The organism is Geobacter sp. OR-1 (genome assembly GCF_000813145.1).
Lineage (GTDB): Bacteria > Desulfobacterota > Desulfuromonadia > Geobacterales > DSM-12255 > Geoanaerobacter.
In genome coordinates this window covers 227,588-244,396 of sequence record NZ_BAZF01000004.1, presented here as the reverse complement: position 1 = coordinate 244,396, position 16,809 = coordinate 227,588, and the positions used below count along the sequence as shown (strand labels likewise).

11 protein-coding genes and 1 pseudogene are annotated in these 16,809 nt (G+C 56.3%); 5 read left to right on the top strand and 7 right to left on the bottom strand.

Annotated elements, in window-relative coordinates; translation table 11 throughout:
• Positions 1-56: 56 nt before the first annotated feature.
• Positions 57-2,573: a molybdopterin-dependent oxidoreductase gene (locus OR1_RS06160; protein WP_041970693.1), complete on the bottom strand. Its 2,517-nt coding sequence runs from the start codon at positions 2,571-2,573 to the stop codon at positions 57-59.
• A 33-nt stretch (positions 2,574-2,606) separates the two neighbouring features.
• Entirely contained in the window at positions 2,607-4,625 is a 2,019-nt protein-coding gene (locus tag OR1_RS06155) for an FAD-dependent oxidoreductase (protein WP_041970692.1), read from the bottom strand.
• A gap of 346 nt (positions 4,626-4,971) precedes the next feature.
• Between OR1_RS06155 and OR1_RS06150 the strand changes: the two genes are divergently transcribed.
• The 4 genes from OR1_RS06150 to coaE all read left to right on the top strand — a co-directional run bounded on the left by OR1_RS06150 (position 4,972) and on the right by coaE (position 11,253).
• Positions 4,972-7,494, top strand: coding sequence for a PAS domain S-box protein (locus tag OR1_RS06150; protein WP_052440285.1), 2,523 nt, complete (start codon positions 4,972-4,974; stop codon positions 7,492-7,494).
• A gap of 29 nt (positions 7,495-7,523) precedes the next feature.
• A complete protein-coding gene (locus tag OR1_RS06145; RefSeq protein ID WP_041970690.1) occupies positions 7,524-8,660 on the top strand; it encodes an aminopeptidase in 1,137 nt (378 codons plus the stop codon).
• 116 nt (positions 8,661-8,776) lie between these two features.
• The gene (locus OR1_RS06140) at positions 8,777-10,426 is read left to right on the top strand and encodes a DUF342 domain-containing protein (RefSeq protein ID WP_041970689.1); all 1,650 of its coding nucleotides are present in this window, start codon (positions 8,777-8,779) and stop codon (positions 10,424-10,426) included.
• Between the two features lie 215 nt (positions 10,427-10,641).
• Positions 10,642-11,253, top strand: coding sequence for a dephospho-CoA kinase (gene coaE / locus OR1_RS06135; protein WP_041970688.1), 612 nt, complete (start codon positions 10,642-10,644; stop codon positions 11,251-11,253).
• Positions 11,254-11,306: 53 nt separating this feature from the next.
• Here the strand turns inward: coaE and OR1_RS06130 are convergent, their stop codons facing one another.
• Positions 11,307-12,089 (bottom strand): IclR family transcriptional regulator, encoded by a 783-nt coding sequence (locus OR1_RS06130; protein ID WP_041970686.1) that lies wholly within the window; start codon positions 12,087-12,089, stop codon positions 11,307-11,309.
• A 293-nt stretch (positions 12,090-12,382) separates the two neighbouring features.
• Between OR1_RS06130 and OR1_RS06125 the strand changes: the two genes are divergently transcribed.
• A complete protein-coding gene (locus tag OR1_RS06125) occupies positions 12,383-12,838 on the top strand; it encodes a universal stress protein (RefSeq protein ID WP_041970685.1) in 456 nt (151 codons plus the stop codon).
• Between the two features lie 45 nt (positions 12,839-12,883).
• Here the strand turns inward: OR1_RS06125 and OR1_RS06120 are convergent.
• The 4 genes and pseudogenes from OR1_RS06120 to OR1_RS06105 all read right to left on the bottom strand — a co-directional run bounded on the left by OR1_RS06120 (position 12,884) and on the right by OR1_RS06105 (position 16,809).
• Positions 12,884-13,677: pseudogene (locus tag OR1_RS06120) on the bottom strand (sugar phosphate isomerase/epimerase family protein).
• A gap of 29 nt (positions 13,678-13,706) precedes the next feature.
• A complete protein-coding gene (locus OR1_RS06115; protein WP_041970683.1) occupies positions 13,707-14,909 on the bottom strand; it encodes a putative nucleotidyltransferase substrate binding domain-containing protein in 1,203 nt (400 codons plus the stop codon).
• A 48-nt stretch (positions 14,910-14,957) separates the two neighbouring features.
• Positions 14,958-16,490, bottom strand: coding sequence for a VC_2705 family sodium/solute symporter (locus tag OR1_RS06110; protein ID WP_041970681.1), 1,533 nt, complete (start codon positions 16,488-16,490; stop codon positions 14,958-14,960).
• Positions 16,483-16,809, bottom strand: coding sequence for a DUF4212 domain-containing protein (locus OR1_RS06105; RefSeq protein ID WP_041970680.1), 327 nt, complete (start codon positions 16,807-16,809; stop codon positions 16,483-16,485). The genes OR1_RS06110 and OR1_RS06105 overlap by 8 nt, the downstream gene beginning before the upstream one ends.

The following is a 16,809-nucleotide window of genomic DNA, read 5'->3' as shown; positions in this document are numbered from 1 at the left end:
AAAAAAGCCCCGGAGGTCCGGGGCTTTGATTGCGGCTCAGTTGATTGATGAACGTTTCAGGCTTTTTCGATTTTCACGCTAGCGAGATTGTTGTTACGCTTGAGCAGTGAAGCGGCGTTCAGGTCACGGAAGTGGAAAGGTGCAAACAGCAATCCTGGCTGGAGTTTTCCGCTGACCTTGGCCGGACCGGTTACTGCAGCGGTTGGGGAGCTGACCTTGACCGAGGCGCCATCGGTGACGCCAAGTTTCTGCGCATCCTCTTCGGAGATCTCGAAATACCCCTGGGATGAAACCGAGAGGTTGTTCTCGGAACGGGTGGACATCGTGCCGTTGTGGAAGCCGATTGCGCCAACGGAAAGGAGGAGAGGCAGCTGGCTGTCAGCTGCGCTGCTTGCGCCGATGACGATCCCGTTAAAGTTGAATGTTGCCGGTGTGGCATCCAGTTGTTTGACAAGACCGGCACAGCGGCCGTCCACAACCTGGCAACTTCCGGTGTAAAACGCAACTTCGGTTTTGATCTCTGCAGTTACTTCAGAGATCTTTCTGGCGTGCGGTTCAGCAGTGAGCCTGTTGTAGAGCTCCGCAATGATGTCCCAATCCTCGCGCGCTTCGCCCGGAGGGGATACGGCGCGGGTCAGGCACTGGACGCGGTTGTCCGGAGTCGTGAATGTCCCGTTCTTTTCTGCAGCCGCTGCTCCTGGGAAAACGACGTGCGCCATCTCGGTCAGTTCGCTGGAAGCGATATCCTGCACAATCAGCAGTTCGAGTTTAGCGAGTGCTGCCTTGATCCTGCCGCTCTCCGGGAATGATGCCAGCGGGTCGGCGCCGAGTATATACAGCCCCTTGATTGAACCCTGCTCAATGGCGTCCATGATCTGCCAGAGGTCTTTGCCCGGCTTGTCGCTCTGCCTGTATCCCGGGAGGAAGTTGGGGGAAACCCCCATGTCCAGCATCCCCTGGATATTGTTCTTCTGCTCGATCGCGATGACGCCGCCGTTTTCTGCTGCAGGAGCACCGAGCAGCAGGGCCAGATCGACAATGGCATTGACCGCATCAGTGGCAGAGCTGCTACGGATTACGTCGGCGCCGAAAAGGATCATGACATTCTTTTTCCCTTTCAGGTAGGCGGCGGCTTCTTTGAGATCCGCCTCGGAGACTCCGGCGGTTGCGGCAAGCGCGGCCAACTGCTGACCAGCCAGGGAAGACTTAAGGGTGTCGATCCCTGACGTCCTGGCAGTGACGAATTCGGTGTTTTCCCAGTTGTTATCGATGACTGCTTTCAGAAGCCCGGCTATCAGAGCGGTCTCAGCGCCCGGCTTGTACTTGAGGTGGGTGTTGGCAAACTTCTTCATCTTGACGTCGCGGCTATGCGCAAGTAATACCCTGGCGTCGTTCTTGGTGGCGGCCTTGATGGCGCGGTACTCTACGCCGGTCGATTCGGCGTTGAGGTCGCTGCCGATGATGATGATGGCATCCGCATGGTCGATTTTGTCGATGGTCGGGCCTGCGCCTGCGCCGCCCAGGCGCTTCCAGAGGAGTTCCTTGGTCTGGGCAAAGCCGAAGCGGGCTTCGGAATCGATGTTGTTCGTCCCGATCCCTCTTCTGAGCAACTTTTGGAACAGGAAGCTCTCTTCGTTGGTGACGCGCGGCGAACCGATCCCGGCAAAGGCATCGCCGCCGATCGCGTTGATCTTCTGGACTGCAAAGGCCATAGCCTTGTTCCAGTCGGATTTCTCCCCATTTACCAGCGGGAGTGTGAGGCGATCGGGAGAGTTGAGATAGGCATAACCGAACCTGCCGTTGATGCAGAGGTTACCGCTGTTGTAGGTGGAATCGTCGCTGGTGACCCGTTCGACGCGGTTGTTGCGCGAATGGTATTCGATCTGGCAACCGGTGGAGCAGAACCCGCAGACGCTTTTTGTGACACTGAACGTCCATGGCCGGCCACGGAACTTGAACGGTTTGGAGATGAGGGTGCCGGTTGGGCAGGCGCCGACGCAGTTGCCGCAGAACTCGCAGTTGAGCGGTTTAGCGTCGATCGTGTCGATGATCGTGTTGTCGCCGTGGTTGACGACATGAATGGCATCGCAACCGACGATTTCGTGATCGACCTTGACGCATTTTTCACACAGGATGCAGCGGTTGGGATCGCTCTCGATCAGCGGCCAGTCGTAGCGGATCTGGTGCCGTTCCAGGTTGGCGGTATACCCGGGTCTGTTCGCTTCCAGTCCATAGGTGCAGTTCTGCAGGTCGCACTCACCGGCTGCATCGCAGACCGGGCAGTCCAACGGGTGGTTCACCAGCATCAGCTCCATGACCTTGCGGCGGATTTCAGTCAGCTTCTCTGACTGGGTGGTAACCTTGATCCCCTCCTTGACCGGGGTGTTGCAGGCGGTCATGGTGCGGTCAACCCCTTCAATCTCGACAGCGCATATCCGGCAGGCACCGGTCGGAGAGACTTTTTCCAGCCAGCAGAGGGTTGGGATGGTTATCCCGATCTGACGAGCGGCCTCCAGGATGGTGGAACCTTTCGCTACGGTTACGTCCCTGCCGTCGATTGTCAATGTGACCATATGCATTAACTCCCTGAAAGAGAAAAATATTTGTTAGACGGCGATCATTGCCATTCTATAGCAGCGCAGGCATCTTTCCGCTTCTTTGACCGCCTGAGTATCCTTGAAGCCGAGTTCCACTTCGCAGTAGTTATCCTTGCTGGCGCGTTCCTTGCCGTGGACTTCGGCCTGGTGGGCCCGGCTGCTGGAATCGAGCCACGGTACCTGCTCGTTCTTGTCGTAGACCGGCAGGTAGTTCAGAATATCTTCCATCAGGTCGTCATCCGAAAGGTATGCCTTGCCTTCTTCGAGCCACCGCTGGATTACCCTGGCGGCGCGATGGGCGTTGCCGATGCAGGCCACGACGGTCAGCGGGCCGATCTCGGCGTCGCCGCCGGCAAAGACGCCGTCCATGTCAGTAATGAGGAGACGGGAGAGTGCGTTACCCATGCCATCAAGCAGGGCCTTGCCGTCAGCCCCTTTCAGCGGGACATTCTTGGTGACGACCGTGTTCCACTTGGTGATGTCGATCCCGAGATCGGGCGGTATGAACGACAGATCCGGGTCCTGGCCGATAGCCGGGATAACGGTGTCGCATTCGACGATGAATTCGCTGCCGGCGACCGGTTCCGGGCGACGGCGGCCGGATGCATCCGGCTCGCCCATGGCCATACGAACGCATTCGACGCCGGTTACCTGATCGTTGGCATCGACGATGATCTTGGTGGGGAGTACCTGGAACTCGAACCGTACCCCTTCCTCATCGGCGCCGTCAACTTCCCAGACATCGGCCGGCATCTCCTTTCGGGAGCGGCGGTAGAGGAGGGTGGACTCTTCGGCCCCTTCACGGAGCGCGACCCTGACGCAGTCGATGGCAGTGTTACCGCCGCCGACCACGCAGACCTTTTTCCCCATTCCGGTCGGCTGCTTCATGTAGGCCTCGCGGAGGAAATCAATTCCGCCCCTGAGGAACCCTTTGTAACCCTTGTCTTCCCCTTCGACCCCCATCGGCTTGGAACGGTGCGCCCCCGGAGCGATGAACACGGCATCGTGCTTCTGCTTCAGTTCGGTGAGTGAAATATCCTTGCCGACCCTGACCCCGTACTTGATCTCGGAACCCATGGAGCAGATGATGTCGATATCGCGCTGCAGCAGATGACGCGGCATCCGGTAAGGTGGGATGCCGACCGCGATCATGCCGCCCGCGAACCCTTCGGGAAGCGCCTCGTAAATGGTGCTGGTGTAACCTTCCAGGGCGAGATAATAGGCTGCTGCCACGCCGGCAGGTCCGGCGCCGATGATCCCGACGGTCTTGGACTTTTTCGGCTTGGCGACCATGGGGGGCTTGGCCTGATGCTGCCATTCGTAATCGGACGCGGTTCTTTTCAGAACCATAATGCTGATCGGTTCATCCACCTGCTTGCGGCGGCAGGCGGTCTCGCACGGATGCGGGCAGACCCGGCCGCAGACGGATGGGAGCGGCATGTTGTCGCGGATTATCTCCAGGGATTCATCGTAGCGATACTCTTTTATCGCTTCAATGTAGGCCGGAATATCGATATGGGCCGGGCACTTGTCCTGGCAGGGGGCGGTATAGCGATGGATGAGACGGTGCTTGGCCTGCGGGGTCTTCGTGCCGTTGATATAGGCGAGGAAGTCGTCGCGGAAATGCTTGACCGCGTCGAACACCGGCACCGTCGAGGTCGGGCAGAGGGTGCATTTGCAGTTCTTGAGCAGCTCGGCGAGATCTTCCATGACTGCCAGGTCAGACTCCTTGCCTTTGCCGTCAATAATGGCCGCAAGTGCGTCCATCATTACCTTGGTCCCTTTTTTGCCGGGGGTGCATTTGCCGCAGACATACATGGTCTGAAGCCTGCGCATGTACTCGGCGACCATTGCCGGGACGTCCACACCGCGGTCGTAAAGGATTATTCCATCCCAGCCCATGAAGGCGCCAAGGGACTTTTCTCCGTCAAAGGTCGTAGGTAAGCGGAATGTCGCCTCTTTTGCCTCGCCCCCTGCGCGGTTATCAACTATGTTTCTCCCCCAACTGGAAAAGACCACCTGTGCCACGTGCGCCTCCAAATAACCGTGCGGCAGTGCCCGGAAATGTAGTAACTATTTGCTTTTGTTTGGGAAATTGCCTTGTTGCATTTGTATACAGTATGCAACTATTAGCACAACAGGCTGTGTCTAATCAAGTTAAAAATATATTTACCATTGGTTTTGGTTCATTTGATTGCGATGCGGAGAGATCGTTTTCATCCTCTCCTCTTCGACCACGGCCCGCTTTATTCCCGTTGACAATTAAGGTATTTGAATTATCTATTATCCAAGGAAATAGTTGTTTTTATCGCTTGCTCATTTCTTCTGAAATACTCTGACCGGAGTGCCTGGATCGGAAAAGGGTTAAGACCAAATGACTGCTAAATCCGGAGAAAGATATATCCCATCCCGGCCGGCATTGAGGATCGTATGCATATATGCGGTTGTCGCCGGTCTTTGGATCCTTTTGTCGGACCGGTTGCTCACGCTTATGGTAAAGGACCAGGAGCTGATAACCCTGATTGCCACTATCAAGGGGTGGCTCTTCGTCATTGTTACGGCAACTCTCCTGTATGGGCTGATCTCGCGCCTGGCGGTTCGGATCGGGGTGGTTCGCGAGCTGAAGACGATCCTGGACACAACCCGCGACGGGTTTTATGTTACCGATATGTCAGGGCGGTTTATCGAGGTCAATAACGCGTACTGCTCGTTGTCCGGTTACAGCCGCGAAGAGCTTCTGGCCATGAGAATTGCCGATGTCGAGGCAAGCGAGTCCGATGCGGAGGTTTCCGGGCATCTCCGGAAAATAATTTCCCTGGGGTATGACTGTTTCGAGACGAGTCATCGCAGATGCGACGGATCGCTGCTGGATATTGAGGCCAGTGTCACATACAATTCGGACCGGGGCGGGGTGTTTTACAGCTTCATCCGTGACATCTCCGGGCGCAAACAGGCAGAGGCCGAATTACGCGAGAAAGATGAACAGCTGCAGATGTCGAACTTCTCCATTGACCGGATGCTCGATCCGATCTACTGGGTCGACAAGACGGGGCGGATCCGCAGGGTAAACAATGCCGCCTGCCTGATGCTTGGGTATTCGGCGGCAGAGTTTATGGAAATGTCGGTCAAGGATATCGATCCAACGTTTCCCGCTGAAAAATGGCCGGCTCATTGGCAGGAACTTGCCGAGGAGGGGAGCCTCAGACTTGAGACCATTCATTGGGCCAAGGACGGGAGGCTCATCGACGTGGAGGTGGTGGCCAATTTTCTGAATTTCCAGGGGAGTGAATACAACTGCGCCGTTGTCAGGGACGTGAGCGAGCATAAGCGAGCTCTCAGGGAACTGGCGGCCAGCGAAAGCAAGTTCCGGTCTCTCTTTAAGAATATGCTGGAAGGGGTGGCGCTGCACAGGGTTGTAAAGGACGCAGAAGGGACTATCATCAATTACCGGATAGTGGAGGTGAACCCGTCCTACGAAACGATCCTGGGATTATCGAAAGAGTCTGTGGTCGGAAGGCTGGCAACGGATGTTTATGGCACCGGCGAGCCTCCTTATCTGACCGAGTACAGCAATGCCCTCGCAACAGGCGCACAATTGAATTTCGAGACGTATTTCGCTCCGTTGGAGCGGTATTTCTCCATCTCGGTCATAAAGTGGGAAGATGACGGGTTTGCCACCATCTTCTCCGACGTGACGCTTAAGAAAAAGGCCGAGGAGGATCGGCGCTTGCTGGAAGAGAGGATGCAGCATGCCCAGAAACTGGAGAGTCTGGGGATTCTTGCCGGTGGGATTGCCCATGATTTCAACAACATCCTTACCGCGGTCGTGGGGAACGCGGATATCGCCCTGATGCAGGTAAGCCCGGAGTCGCCCGTGGTCGAAAACCTGCGCCGTATCGAAAAGGCGGCGGCCCGCGCCACTGATCTGGCGCGCCAGATGCTCGCTTATTCGGGCAAAGGGAAATTCGTAATCGAGGCGCTTGACATGAACAGGATGGTCGAGGAGATGGGGCATATACTTGAGGTGTCGATCTCCAAGAAGGCGCTGCTCAAGTTCAACCTGACTCGTCCCCTTCCGCTTGTCGAAGCCGACGCTACCCAGCTTCGGCAGGTGCTCATGAATCTGGTGATAAATGCTTCCGAGGCGATCGGAGAGAGGAGCGGGGTGATTGCCATCAACACCGGCAGCATGGAGTGTGACAGTTCTTACCTTAGAGGTGTCTGGCTGGAGAACAACCTGGCCGAAGGGACATATGTTTATGTTGAAGTTTCGGATAATGGCTGCGGCATGGACAGGGAGACCGCAAAGAAGATATTCGATCCGTTCTTTACCACCAAGTTCACCGGCCGGGGGCTCGGCATGGCTGCCGTTCTCGGGATAATCAGGGGGCACCGGGGGGCGATCAAGGTCAGCAGCGAGCCCGGGAAGGGGAGTACGTTCCGGATCCTTCTGCCTGCCAGCAGCATGCCGGAAGAGCCGGTGAGCGATACGCAGGAGGAAAGGGATGGCTGGCAAGGAAGCGGCCTGGTGCTTTTTGTTGATGATGAAGAGACGGTATGTGCAATCGGCGGTGAAATGCTGCGGATGCTCGGGTTTGATGTTGTGATCGCCCTCGACGGCAGAGAGGCCATTGAGATATTCAAGGGCCATCCGGATATTTCGCTGGTAATCATAGATCTTACCATGCCGCATCTTGACGGTGAACAGACCTTTACCGAACTGAGGAAGATCAGGCCCGACTTGAAGGTAATCATGAGCAGCGGTTACAATGAACAGGAAGTAACGCAACGGTTTATGGGGAAGGGGCTGGCCGGATTCGTTCAAAAACCTTACCGGCTTTCAGACCTGGAGTCGGTGGTGAAAAGGGTGTACCTAGCGCAGGAAGCGACTGACTGAGAAAAATATGAGCCGGGAGGCAGGGCTAAATGCAGAATGCCGAATTTCTTGAATCATTTGCATCTTTATTTACGATCAATATGGGAGTTACGCCAGGGGAGAAGATTGTCGTCTTCAGTGACCTGATCCGTGATGATGAATCGATCGAACCGCAGGAGGCCGATCGCCGCAGAAGGCTGTATCAGGTTGCAGAGGCGGCCGCGGCCTTTGCTGCCGATCGATACGGGAATGCATTTTTCGTCGGGTTCCCCGCTACTGCCGGCTCCGGCGTGGAACCGCCGCCAACGCTCTGGCATGCAGTTATGGGTGAACGGATCATGACCCGCCTGGAGAAGGAGGGGTTGCTGGAAAAGCTGATCGCAAAGACCGCCGGGAATGCCGAGCTTGATGCGGCGCGGGAGATTGTCCTTGCCGGATGCGAGGCGGTGGCCGACGTTGTGGTGGCCCTATCCAATAACTCAACGAGTCACACCAGGTTCCGCGCCTTGGCAAACGCTGCCGGTTGCCGCTTTGCAAGTTTGCCCCATTTCGATCCGGATATGTTCTTCGGCGCAATGCTGGCCGATTGGGACGTCCTGAAGGCGCGCACCGACCGGCTGGCTGCTGCGCTTGCAGGGGCAGCGGAGATAAGGCTTGCCACTCCGAACGGCACGCGTATGACCTTTGGCTGTATCGGCAGGACGGCTGCCGGCGATGATGGCATCCTCACGGCGCCGGGGAGCTTTGGCAACCTGCCGGCCGGAGAGGTCTATCTTGCCCCTGTGGAAGGGACCAGCAGCGGGGAGATGGTGCTGGAATACACCCCGTCCCGAAAGCTGGACTCTCCGGTGCGGCTGTTGGTCCGGGATGGCGTTGCCGTGAGCGTGGAGGGGGACGATCCCTTTACTGCGGAGTTGCGGGAGGCGTTTGCCGCCAACCCGCTGGTCCGAAACATTGCCGAGCTCGGCATCGGCACCAATGATCGGGCAACCAGGCCGGACAATATCCTTGAAGCCGAAAAGATCCTTGGCACCGTTCATATTGCGCTCGGAGACAATTCCGGATTCGGCGGCAAGGTCCAGGTGCCTTTCCACGAAGATTACGTCTTTTTCCAGCCGACCCTGGTTGCCGTATTTCCCGATGGCAGGGAAGTCGCGTTGCTTCGGGACGGGGAACTGATAATATGATGAATATGCGCTAAAGATGGCCGTCCAGGGGTCGATATTTTAATTATAAGGCTTCTGGACTGTATCCCTTTGATCATTTCAAACCGGAGCCGGGCAAACAGGGGGGTGAGCGGGATATGGGAGAGGAAAATCTGCAGGGGCGCGGCTTAAGGTTTCACCTGAGCGAGGATCACAATCGGCTTCAGGCTGAATATCTTCCTGAAGGACCGACAATCCCGATCGACTTTGCCTGGTTGAAGCATGCCCTCGACGCCCAGCGCGCCGAAACCGGCTTTTTCATCTTCGAACACGCTTCCGGGGATCTCAAGAAACGTTACAATGCCGCAACCGGACCGTTTGTCCTGGATATAGGCGAGAGAAGAGACGGTGATTTCTCTGTTTCGCTTTCTCCTGACCGGATGTTCGCTACTCTGAAGCTTTCTCCTGCTTACGGCGGCACGCCGGTTCCCATCGAAACAATCCTTGATACCTTGACTGCCATGCATATCGTCAGTGGCGTTAAACTGGACCGGATCGAAACGGCAATTTCTTCTGGCCGGGAAACGGACAATCTTGTCATTGCCGAGGGCCGCCCCCCGGTCAACGGCGAAAACGCCCAGTTGCTGAGTCTGATTCCCGAGGCGGGTGAAAGGGGTTCAGAAGAATCAGACGACGAGACGGTTGATTACCGCAACATCAGCGAGATCATCAGCGTCAAGGCAGGCACTCCGGTGATGCGCCGGATCCCACTGACTTGCGGGGTTCCGGGCGAGGATGTCACCGGAGAGCCGCTTATCGCTGAAGACGGGCTTGATCTGGTCTTTGCAACCGATCTTTCCGGGGTTAACTCCGACCCGGCCGACCCTGACCTTCTGATCGCCGCAATCGGGGGCATGCCGGTGCTTGTCAAAGACGGCGTAATGATTGAACCGGTAATCAAGGTCAAGAATGTCGATCTTTCCACCGGAAACCTTCGTTTTGACGGATCGGTGGAGGTTGCGGGCGATGTCAAGGAGGGGATGGAATTAAATGTTGCCGGTGATGTCGTCGTCAAGGGTGTGGTGGAGGCCGCAACCATCAAATGCGAGGGGAATGTCACAGTCCAGGGCGGGGTGATCGGGCATGGTTTTGAGGTGACGAGCTCCGAACATCCGGCAGAACATGCAATAATTAGGGCTCATGGGAATGTCTCGGCCCTGTTTGTCGAAAATGCGATTGTGGAGTCCAGCGCAGATATCGAGATCAAGGAATTGGCCATGAAGAGCGAACTCATCGCATCCGGCCAGATCTCACTCGGCGAAAAAGGGTCGAACAAGGGACACCTGATCGGCGGGAGCTGCCGGGCGGGGAAAAAGGTGCAGGCGATTGTTGCCGGGTCGCGGGCAAGTGTTGCGACCCGGATCGAGGCCGGAATCGAGCCGCTGGTAAGCGAACGGCTCAGCGAGGTGCAGCACCTGATAGACGCCAAGGAAAAAGAGCTGGAAGAGACGGAAAAAGACCTGGGTTACTGCCGGGAGCATCCGGAGCGGTTCAATGCCGAACGGAGCCGGCAACTGGAGCAGGACTACCAGGAGTTGCAGTCAGGCCTGGCGGAACTGTTCGGCCAGAAAAAGCGTCTGCAGAAAAAGCTTACCCCTGATCCGGATGCGAGCATCGATGTGGAACGAAATATATTCTATGGCGTGACCGTCAAGATTGGCGACCGGCAATTGATCGTCGAGGATGACCAGTTTGGTGGTTCTTTCCGGATTGTGGACGAGGAGCTGGTGTTCATCTCTGCCACATGACAAAAGGCTTTGCCCCATTCCATCCTTAGCTGTTCAGATAACCACAGTGCTTTATTTCGGGCGTCTTGCCTTGGCCCGGTACCCTCCTTAGCCTCAGCTGCCAGATTGCTTTTCGTAAACCGGAGTCCGGAAATATTTGACCTGTTTGGCTGTTGAGGCAACTGCATCCGGTTGACACGGGCCGTGTGGTGTGGAAATATCTCATCGGGGGATGCATGAGGATTATTGGTCTCACAGGTGGTATTGCGTCGGGAAAGAGCAGCGTGGCCGGGCTGCTTGAAGCCCTGGGCGCGCCGGTCGTAGATGCGGACCAGTTGTCACGGGAAGCCGTAAAACCCGGCACTGCCGCTTATGCCGCCATTCTGGATCTGTTCGGCCCCGATCTGATCTCTGCCGACGGTTCGCTTGATCGGGAACGGCTCGGGAACATCGTTTTCAGCGATCCCGAGGCGCGGAAGCGTCTTGAGTCAATCGTGCATCCGGCCATAAAGCTGCTTGCGGAAGAACGCCTGGCAGAGCTTCGCCACGGGGAGGGCAAGGTGGCCTTCTATATGGCCCCTCTGTTGATTGAGGCCGGCGCTGTTGATCGGGTGGATGAGGTCTGGGTAGTATATCTGGACGCAGAGACCCAGTTGAAAAGGCTGATGCAGAGAGACCGGCTCTCCAGGGAAGATGCGTTGCGCCGTATCGAGAGTCAGATGCCGATGGTGGTGAAAAAGAGTTACGCTAAAGTGGTTATCGACAATAGCGGCCCATGGGAAGAAACCGCGCAACAGGTAAGGTCGGTCTGGGAACGGGAGATCGTTAAACCGGAGGGGCGCGGATAGGACTGGTTTCCGGTGTCGTTTCCATACGCCGAAAACCAATCCTCTGTTTTATTCTATTTGTGGTATCCGAGTTTGGTCGAGATCTCTTCTCCGGCTTTTCTGACCAACGGGATAAGCTCTTTTTCGATCCTCTCGTCAGTGAAACGCATGGAGGGACCCGAGATGCTGACCGCGCCGATGATGCGGCGGGTATAGTCACGGATCGGGGCGCCCACACAGCGGACTCCGATATCGAGCTCTTCGTTGTCAACCGCATACCCCTGGTCGGCAACCATGGCAAGATGCTTTTTGAACTCTTCCCGGTCTATGATGGTGTTCGGGGTGTATCGCTTGAGCTCTTTACCGGGGATGTAGTTGTCGAGCTCCTCGTCGGTCATGTAGGCCAGCTGAACCTTGCCCGCGGCGGTGCAGTAAGCCGGCAGGCGCGAACCGACCCGGGGAACCACCCTTACGGTAAGGTCGGTCTCGACGGTATCCAGGTAGACTATGTGGAAATCCTTGAGAATGGCGACATAGGTGGTTTCGTTACATTCCTTTACCAACGCCTCAAGCACGGGCCTGGATTGACGGAGCAGCCCCATCTGTTTGATAAAGGTCTGGCCGAGTTCCAAGGTCTTGAGTCCGAGACGGTAGTTCTCGGTGACCCTGTTCTGCTCGATGTAATTTCTGGATTCGAGGGTGGCCAGCAAACGGAAAACATTGTTCTTGTGGAGCTTGAGCCGCTTGCTGAGTTCGGTCACTCCCAGCTCGTCAATGTCGTCGTGAAACTGCTCAAGAAGGTCGAGCGCATGGTCGACGGCCTGGATAATATATTCGGATTTTTCTTTCTTAGCCATATTTTCACCTGTGGACGGATTCAAAAACCTTTAATTTATAAGCGGATGGTTCCCGGATGTCAAGACAAATTCGGGTGGATTGTTGGTCCCGGATTGTTTTATTAAGTGCCGGGTTAGCCTGATCGGCTGCAAAATTATAACACGACTGTTGTACGGAACCCCTCATTTTATTGATAGTAAATCTTACTTGAAAATGTAGAATAATGTTTTATAATTGTCAAGAGCAAATGCCTTTCTTTTTTTGCACACGACTGCCGAGTTATATAAGTTGCTCAGACTGACTGGAGTTATGGATGCTTAATCTGCCAAAAAAAATTCTTGTTGCGATCGATGGGACGCCAATCTCGGACAAGGCTGCTGAAGAGGCGGTGAGAATGGCTGCCTCGAATCAAGGCCCTTACAGGAGCAGCATAATTGCGCTGCTGGTCTTGCCGAATGCGCCGCGAAACACCTTTACCGACTTTGTCCCTGCGCCCCCGGTAACTCAGACGGATCAGTGGGAGGATCTCCGCAACCGCATATTCTATGTAATCCAGAAAAATGCCGGAGAGGCTGGGGTTCCTCTGGATATCCGGGTTGCTTACGGAGAGCCGGCTGATGAAATGCTCGCCATTGCCGATCATGAGAAGGTCGATGTAATTGTGATCGGAAGTTCCGGCAAGGGGTTCATCAAGCGGAAGGTGTTGGGGAGCGTCTCCAACCGGGTGGTGCAGAACGCAAAGTGCTCGGTATATGTCGTACGGGGATGAAATGCCGTTGCGCCGGTATTCCTGGCGCGAAACCGGGCGCGAAGATCAAGGGGCGAATTTTTCCGTTTCGCTGCGTAGATAGAGGAGGATTTCCCGCAGGCTCGCGATGATTATCGCTTCGTCCTGGGGGAATTCGTGGGGAGAGAGCTCCAGGGTCAGGGTATAGTCGTACTCGGTGTTGCGGAGGTGGTTCAGGAATCGGGTCAGAGGGAGTACGCCGTGCCCCGGGATGAGATGTTCCCTGCCATGGCCGTAATCGGAAAAGTGAATGTTCTTTATCCGGCCGGTATTGTAACACTGGTAGAAATCGTTGATGAAATTGGTCTTGCCCGACCCCATGTGCGTACAGTCGAAGGTAAGGTCCAGGTTCCGCTCCTGAAGGAACTCAATCATCGCCCCGGTATTTGACAGGATGTACGGATTGATCTTGAACCGGCCGACCCACGGCATATTTTCGATAGTAACCGTGACCCCCGTGCTCCCCACCTCCTGCTGGTAGTCCCTGATCCGGTACATCCATTTCCAGAACCCCGCTTCAAACCCCATCCACGAGGCCGGATGGAAATTAACCAGCGGCACTCCGCAGTCCGCGGCGATCTCGACGCACAATCTGATGGCGTTCACCGGACCGCCCCAGCCGTCCAGCGGCATGAACGGCGCATGGATGGAGTGGATCGGCAGAATGGCCGCCAGATCGGAGACCACCTTCCGGCAGTTTACCTTTTGGAAATCCTGATTGATAATCAACTCCACGCCGTCAAAACCGATTTCTGCAGCAATTTCAAAAATCCGTCTGAGGGGAACGTAAACAGGGTTCCGGAGGAGATGGATATAAGCATTTACCAATATTCTCCCGGCTGGCGAATAATCATGCCTCGACGTTCTGGTATACGATCCGCTGGAGATTGAAAAGGGCATCAAGCCCCTGTTTCAGGCAGATCTCGTCTTCGTGGGGAATCTCCTCCCTTTCGAGGAAAAAGCCGTCCCGTTCGCTTCCCTTGCCTGCTGCTTCAGCAGCCAGTTTGATCCTGAAGAAGTCGTGATATGCCTGCAAAAGCTTGGCGGCAAGGTCGACGCCGAGTACGCCGGCCTGCTGGAGTTTCCTGATCCGGTCCGGAGTGGCGGTTTCCATGAGATTGTTCTGGATTGCCAGCATCCGTACGGTAACCACCATCGGCATCAGCGCAAACTGCATCAGGTTGAATTCGCCTCGATGGCTGCCGCTCTTCTCCACTTTCAGCTTGCCGAAGAAGTTAAAGCCGACCGGCAGGATGGCTGCGCTCCGCAAAGCCGACAGCAGTGTCAGCGGGTCGTTGTTGAGCGATTGCCGGGCAAGCGAGCGTAGCGCCACTGCCAGTTCATTGTTCCCGAAAACAGGCCGGAGATCGCAGAGAGCAACCGTCTCGCTGGCCGGGTCCGGGGTGCCGGCCTGGGAGGCGATGCGGCTCTTCCACAGGTCCAGATCGCCGCGCCATTCCGGGTCATCAACTCTCATGAAACCGGCATAGAGATCCAACTGGTTCAGAACTGCCGAGAGTTCCGCGGCAAACCTGGTGAACCAGGTTTCACCCGCCGGATCGGTATTGCCATAGATCATCAGCAGATCGCACGGAGAGGTAAAGGTCGCTTCTTCCCGGCCATAATTCCCCAGGCCGCAGATGGCATATGGAGCCGGACTCGCTCCGATGGCTGCTGTTATGGAACCGGCGGCCCAGCGGATGATCGTATCGCGGCTGCGGCAACAGAATTCGTGCATGGAAAGCACCGATGACCGGCGATTGAAATAAGATCGCGCCTGATCGAGAAAAAAGATGTAGCCCTGTTTCAGGGCGGAGATGCCAACGCTGCTTTCCAGGCCGGACAGGGTTTCGTTGAGCTTCAGGGCGGCCTGCTCTTCCCAGTCCCGCTCATCCAGGAGGTTTTGGGAAATCCCGTTAATCAGGGAACGGTGCTGGTCCGGCATCAGGTAGGCGGCCTGTTCCGCAACGATCCGGTCGAGTTCGGCTACCAGTTCCTGCATTATCTTGCTGTTGACTATATCCCCATCCCTGCTGCCAAGAATCAATGCCATGCGATTACTCCGTAGCCCTTAAGCGGCGCAAACTGCCGAGTCCATCAATTATTCCTCCAGGTGCCCGTGCACCTCTCTGGCCAGGAACTGACGCATCGCCTCCGGGGGCGGGGGGGTGAGAACGGAAACGATGATAATAATAAGGATTACGATCGGCGCACCGCAAAATGCCGAAGAGGTCAGCGGGAAGATGGTGGCGACCAGAGGGATAAATCGGCCGAAAACCGGCTCGGCAAAAGTGATGACCATGCCGGTCAGCATTCCGGCTACAACCCCGTAGCCGTTGGCCCTTCCCCACCAGATACCGAGCAGGAATGCGGGGAAGATGGTGTTCCCGGCAAGTGCGAAAGCGGTTGCCGTTATCTCGGCAATCATTCCCGGCGGTTTCATGGCGCAAAAAACCGCAATCGCAGCCAGGACCAGCGTAGCGCCCTTGGCAACCGCCATTTTGGTGCTTTCGGAGGCACGGGGATTGAGAATCCGGTAAAATATGTCGTGGGAAAAGGATGACGCCCCGGTGATCAATAGGCCGGCGCTGGTAAAGAACGCGGCGCAGGTGGCCCCAGCGGCAAGGATTCCGACAATCCAGGCAGGGACCTGTCCCATGACTGCGGATTTAATGACGATTATATCGGCCATGTCCCGTGCGGCCCCTGATGGCAGAGGCATTCCGGCGCTTGCTTCCATCAGCCGCGCGAATACCGCGTAGGCAGGAGCGGACCAGTAGATCAGCGCAATGAAAAAGAGCCCCCAGGCCACGCTCCAGCGGGCATCGCGGACGTTGGGGACTATGTAGAACCGGGACAGCACGTGCGGCAGCCCGGCAGTGCCGACCATGAGCGTGAAGCAGAGAGAGACCCACTCAAACGGAGTACCATTGGCAAACGGAGAACTGAAATTAATCTGGAATTCGCGGGCCAGATCCTGTATCGCCACCCCGTAGCCGAACTGGGGGAGCAGCCAGAAATACCCCAGGCTGTGGGCCAGGTACATGAGCGGCACGATAAAAGAAACGATCAGGACAAAGTATTGGAGCTGCTGGTTGCGGGCCACTCCAAGCATACCGGCTACAATTACGTAGGAGACAAGCGCCGCGGCCCCGAGCAGCAGTCCGCGGGAGTAATCAAGCCCGAAAAGCCAGGCGAATATCATCCCGATACCCTTGAACTGGGCGATGGTGTAGATCAGGGAAATGCCGATCGAGACCACCGCGGATACGATCCGGGCGGTTGAGGAGCCGTATCGCTCTCCCACGAAATCCGGGGCGGTGTATTTACCGAATCTGCGGATCTGGCCGGCCATCAGCACCAGCAGCAGCACATAGCCGCCGGTCCAGCCGATGACATACGCCAGGGCAAAGTATCCTTTCAGGTAGATCAGGCCGGCCATTCCGAGGAAACTGGCCGCGCTCATCCAGTTACTGGCTATTGCCGCGCCGCCGCCGATCCTGCCGATGTAGCGCCCGGCAAAAAGGTAGTCAGACCCTTCGCGGGACTTGTTTATCAGGCCGACCACGATGAATGAGGTAAGCACACCGGCAACGATGATGATGGGCCAGAGGTTGGCGCTGCCGCTATTCATAGGTCCGGTTCCTCTTTCTGTTGTGGCGTTCCGTAACCCGGTCGGTATAGAGATTGAAAATCACGCAGAGTAAAACGAACCAGAGCGGGAGAAACTGGCCGGTAAACCAGAAATGGAAGGGAAAGGATAAAAAGGTGAGGCGGGTCAGAACCCCTTCTCCGGTGGGTGTTTCCGCGAGCAGATTAAGAAGCGCCTGAAACCCGAAGTTCAGGAGCCCCCAGCCGATCAGGATGGCGACGATAACGGCCACTTCATCGACCATTGAACCGACCTTGGGTTTAAAGGGGTTCACGTCGTACATCTCTTCGTGATGTTGCAT

Coding starts and splice junctions, on each gene's coding strand:
- OR1_RS06105 (WP_041970680.1), bottom strand. CDS start 16,809: ATGCAACATCACGAAGAGATGTACGACGTGAACCCCTTTAAACCCAAG.
- OR1_RS06150 (WP_052440285.1), top strand. CDS start 4,972: ATGACTGCTAAATCCGGAGAAAGATATATCCCATCCCGGCCGGCATTG.
- coaE (WP_041970688.1), top strand. CDS start 10,642: ATGAGGATTATTGGTCTCACAGGTGGTATTGCGTCGGGAAAGAGCAGC.
- OR1_RS06130 (WP_041970686.1), bottom strand. CDS start 12,089: ATGGCTAAGAAAGAAAAATCCGAATATATTATCCAGGCCGTCGACCAT.
- OR1_RS06110 (WP_041970681.1), bottom strand. CDS start 16,490: ATGAATAGCGGCAGCGCCAACCTCTGGCCCATCATCATCGTTGCCGGT.
- OR1_RS06140 (WP_041970689.1), top strand. CDS start 8,777: ATGGGAGAGGAAAATCTGCAGGGGCGCGGCTTAAGGTTTCACCTGAGC.
- OR1_RS06115 (WP_041970683.1), bottom strand. CDS start 14,909: ATGGCATTGATTCTTGGCAGCAGGGATGGGGATATAGTCAACAGCAAG.
- OR1_RS06125 (WP_041970685.1), top strand. CDS start 12,383: ATGCTTAATCTGCCAAAAAAAATTCTTGTTGCGATCGATGGGACGCCA.
- OR1_RS06145 (WP_041970690.1), top strand. CDS start 7,524: ATGCAGAATGCCGAATTTCTTGAATCATTTGCATCTTTATTTACGATC.
- OR1_RS06160 (WP_041970693.1), bottom strand. CDS start 2,573: ATGGTCACATTGACAATCGACGGCAGGGACGTAACCGTAGCGAAAGGT.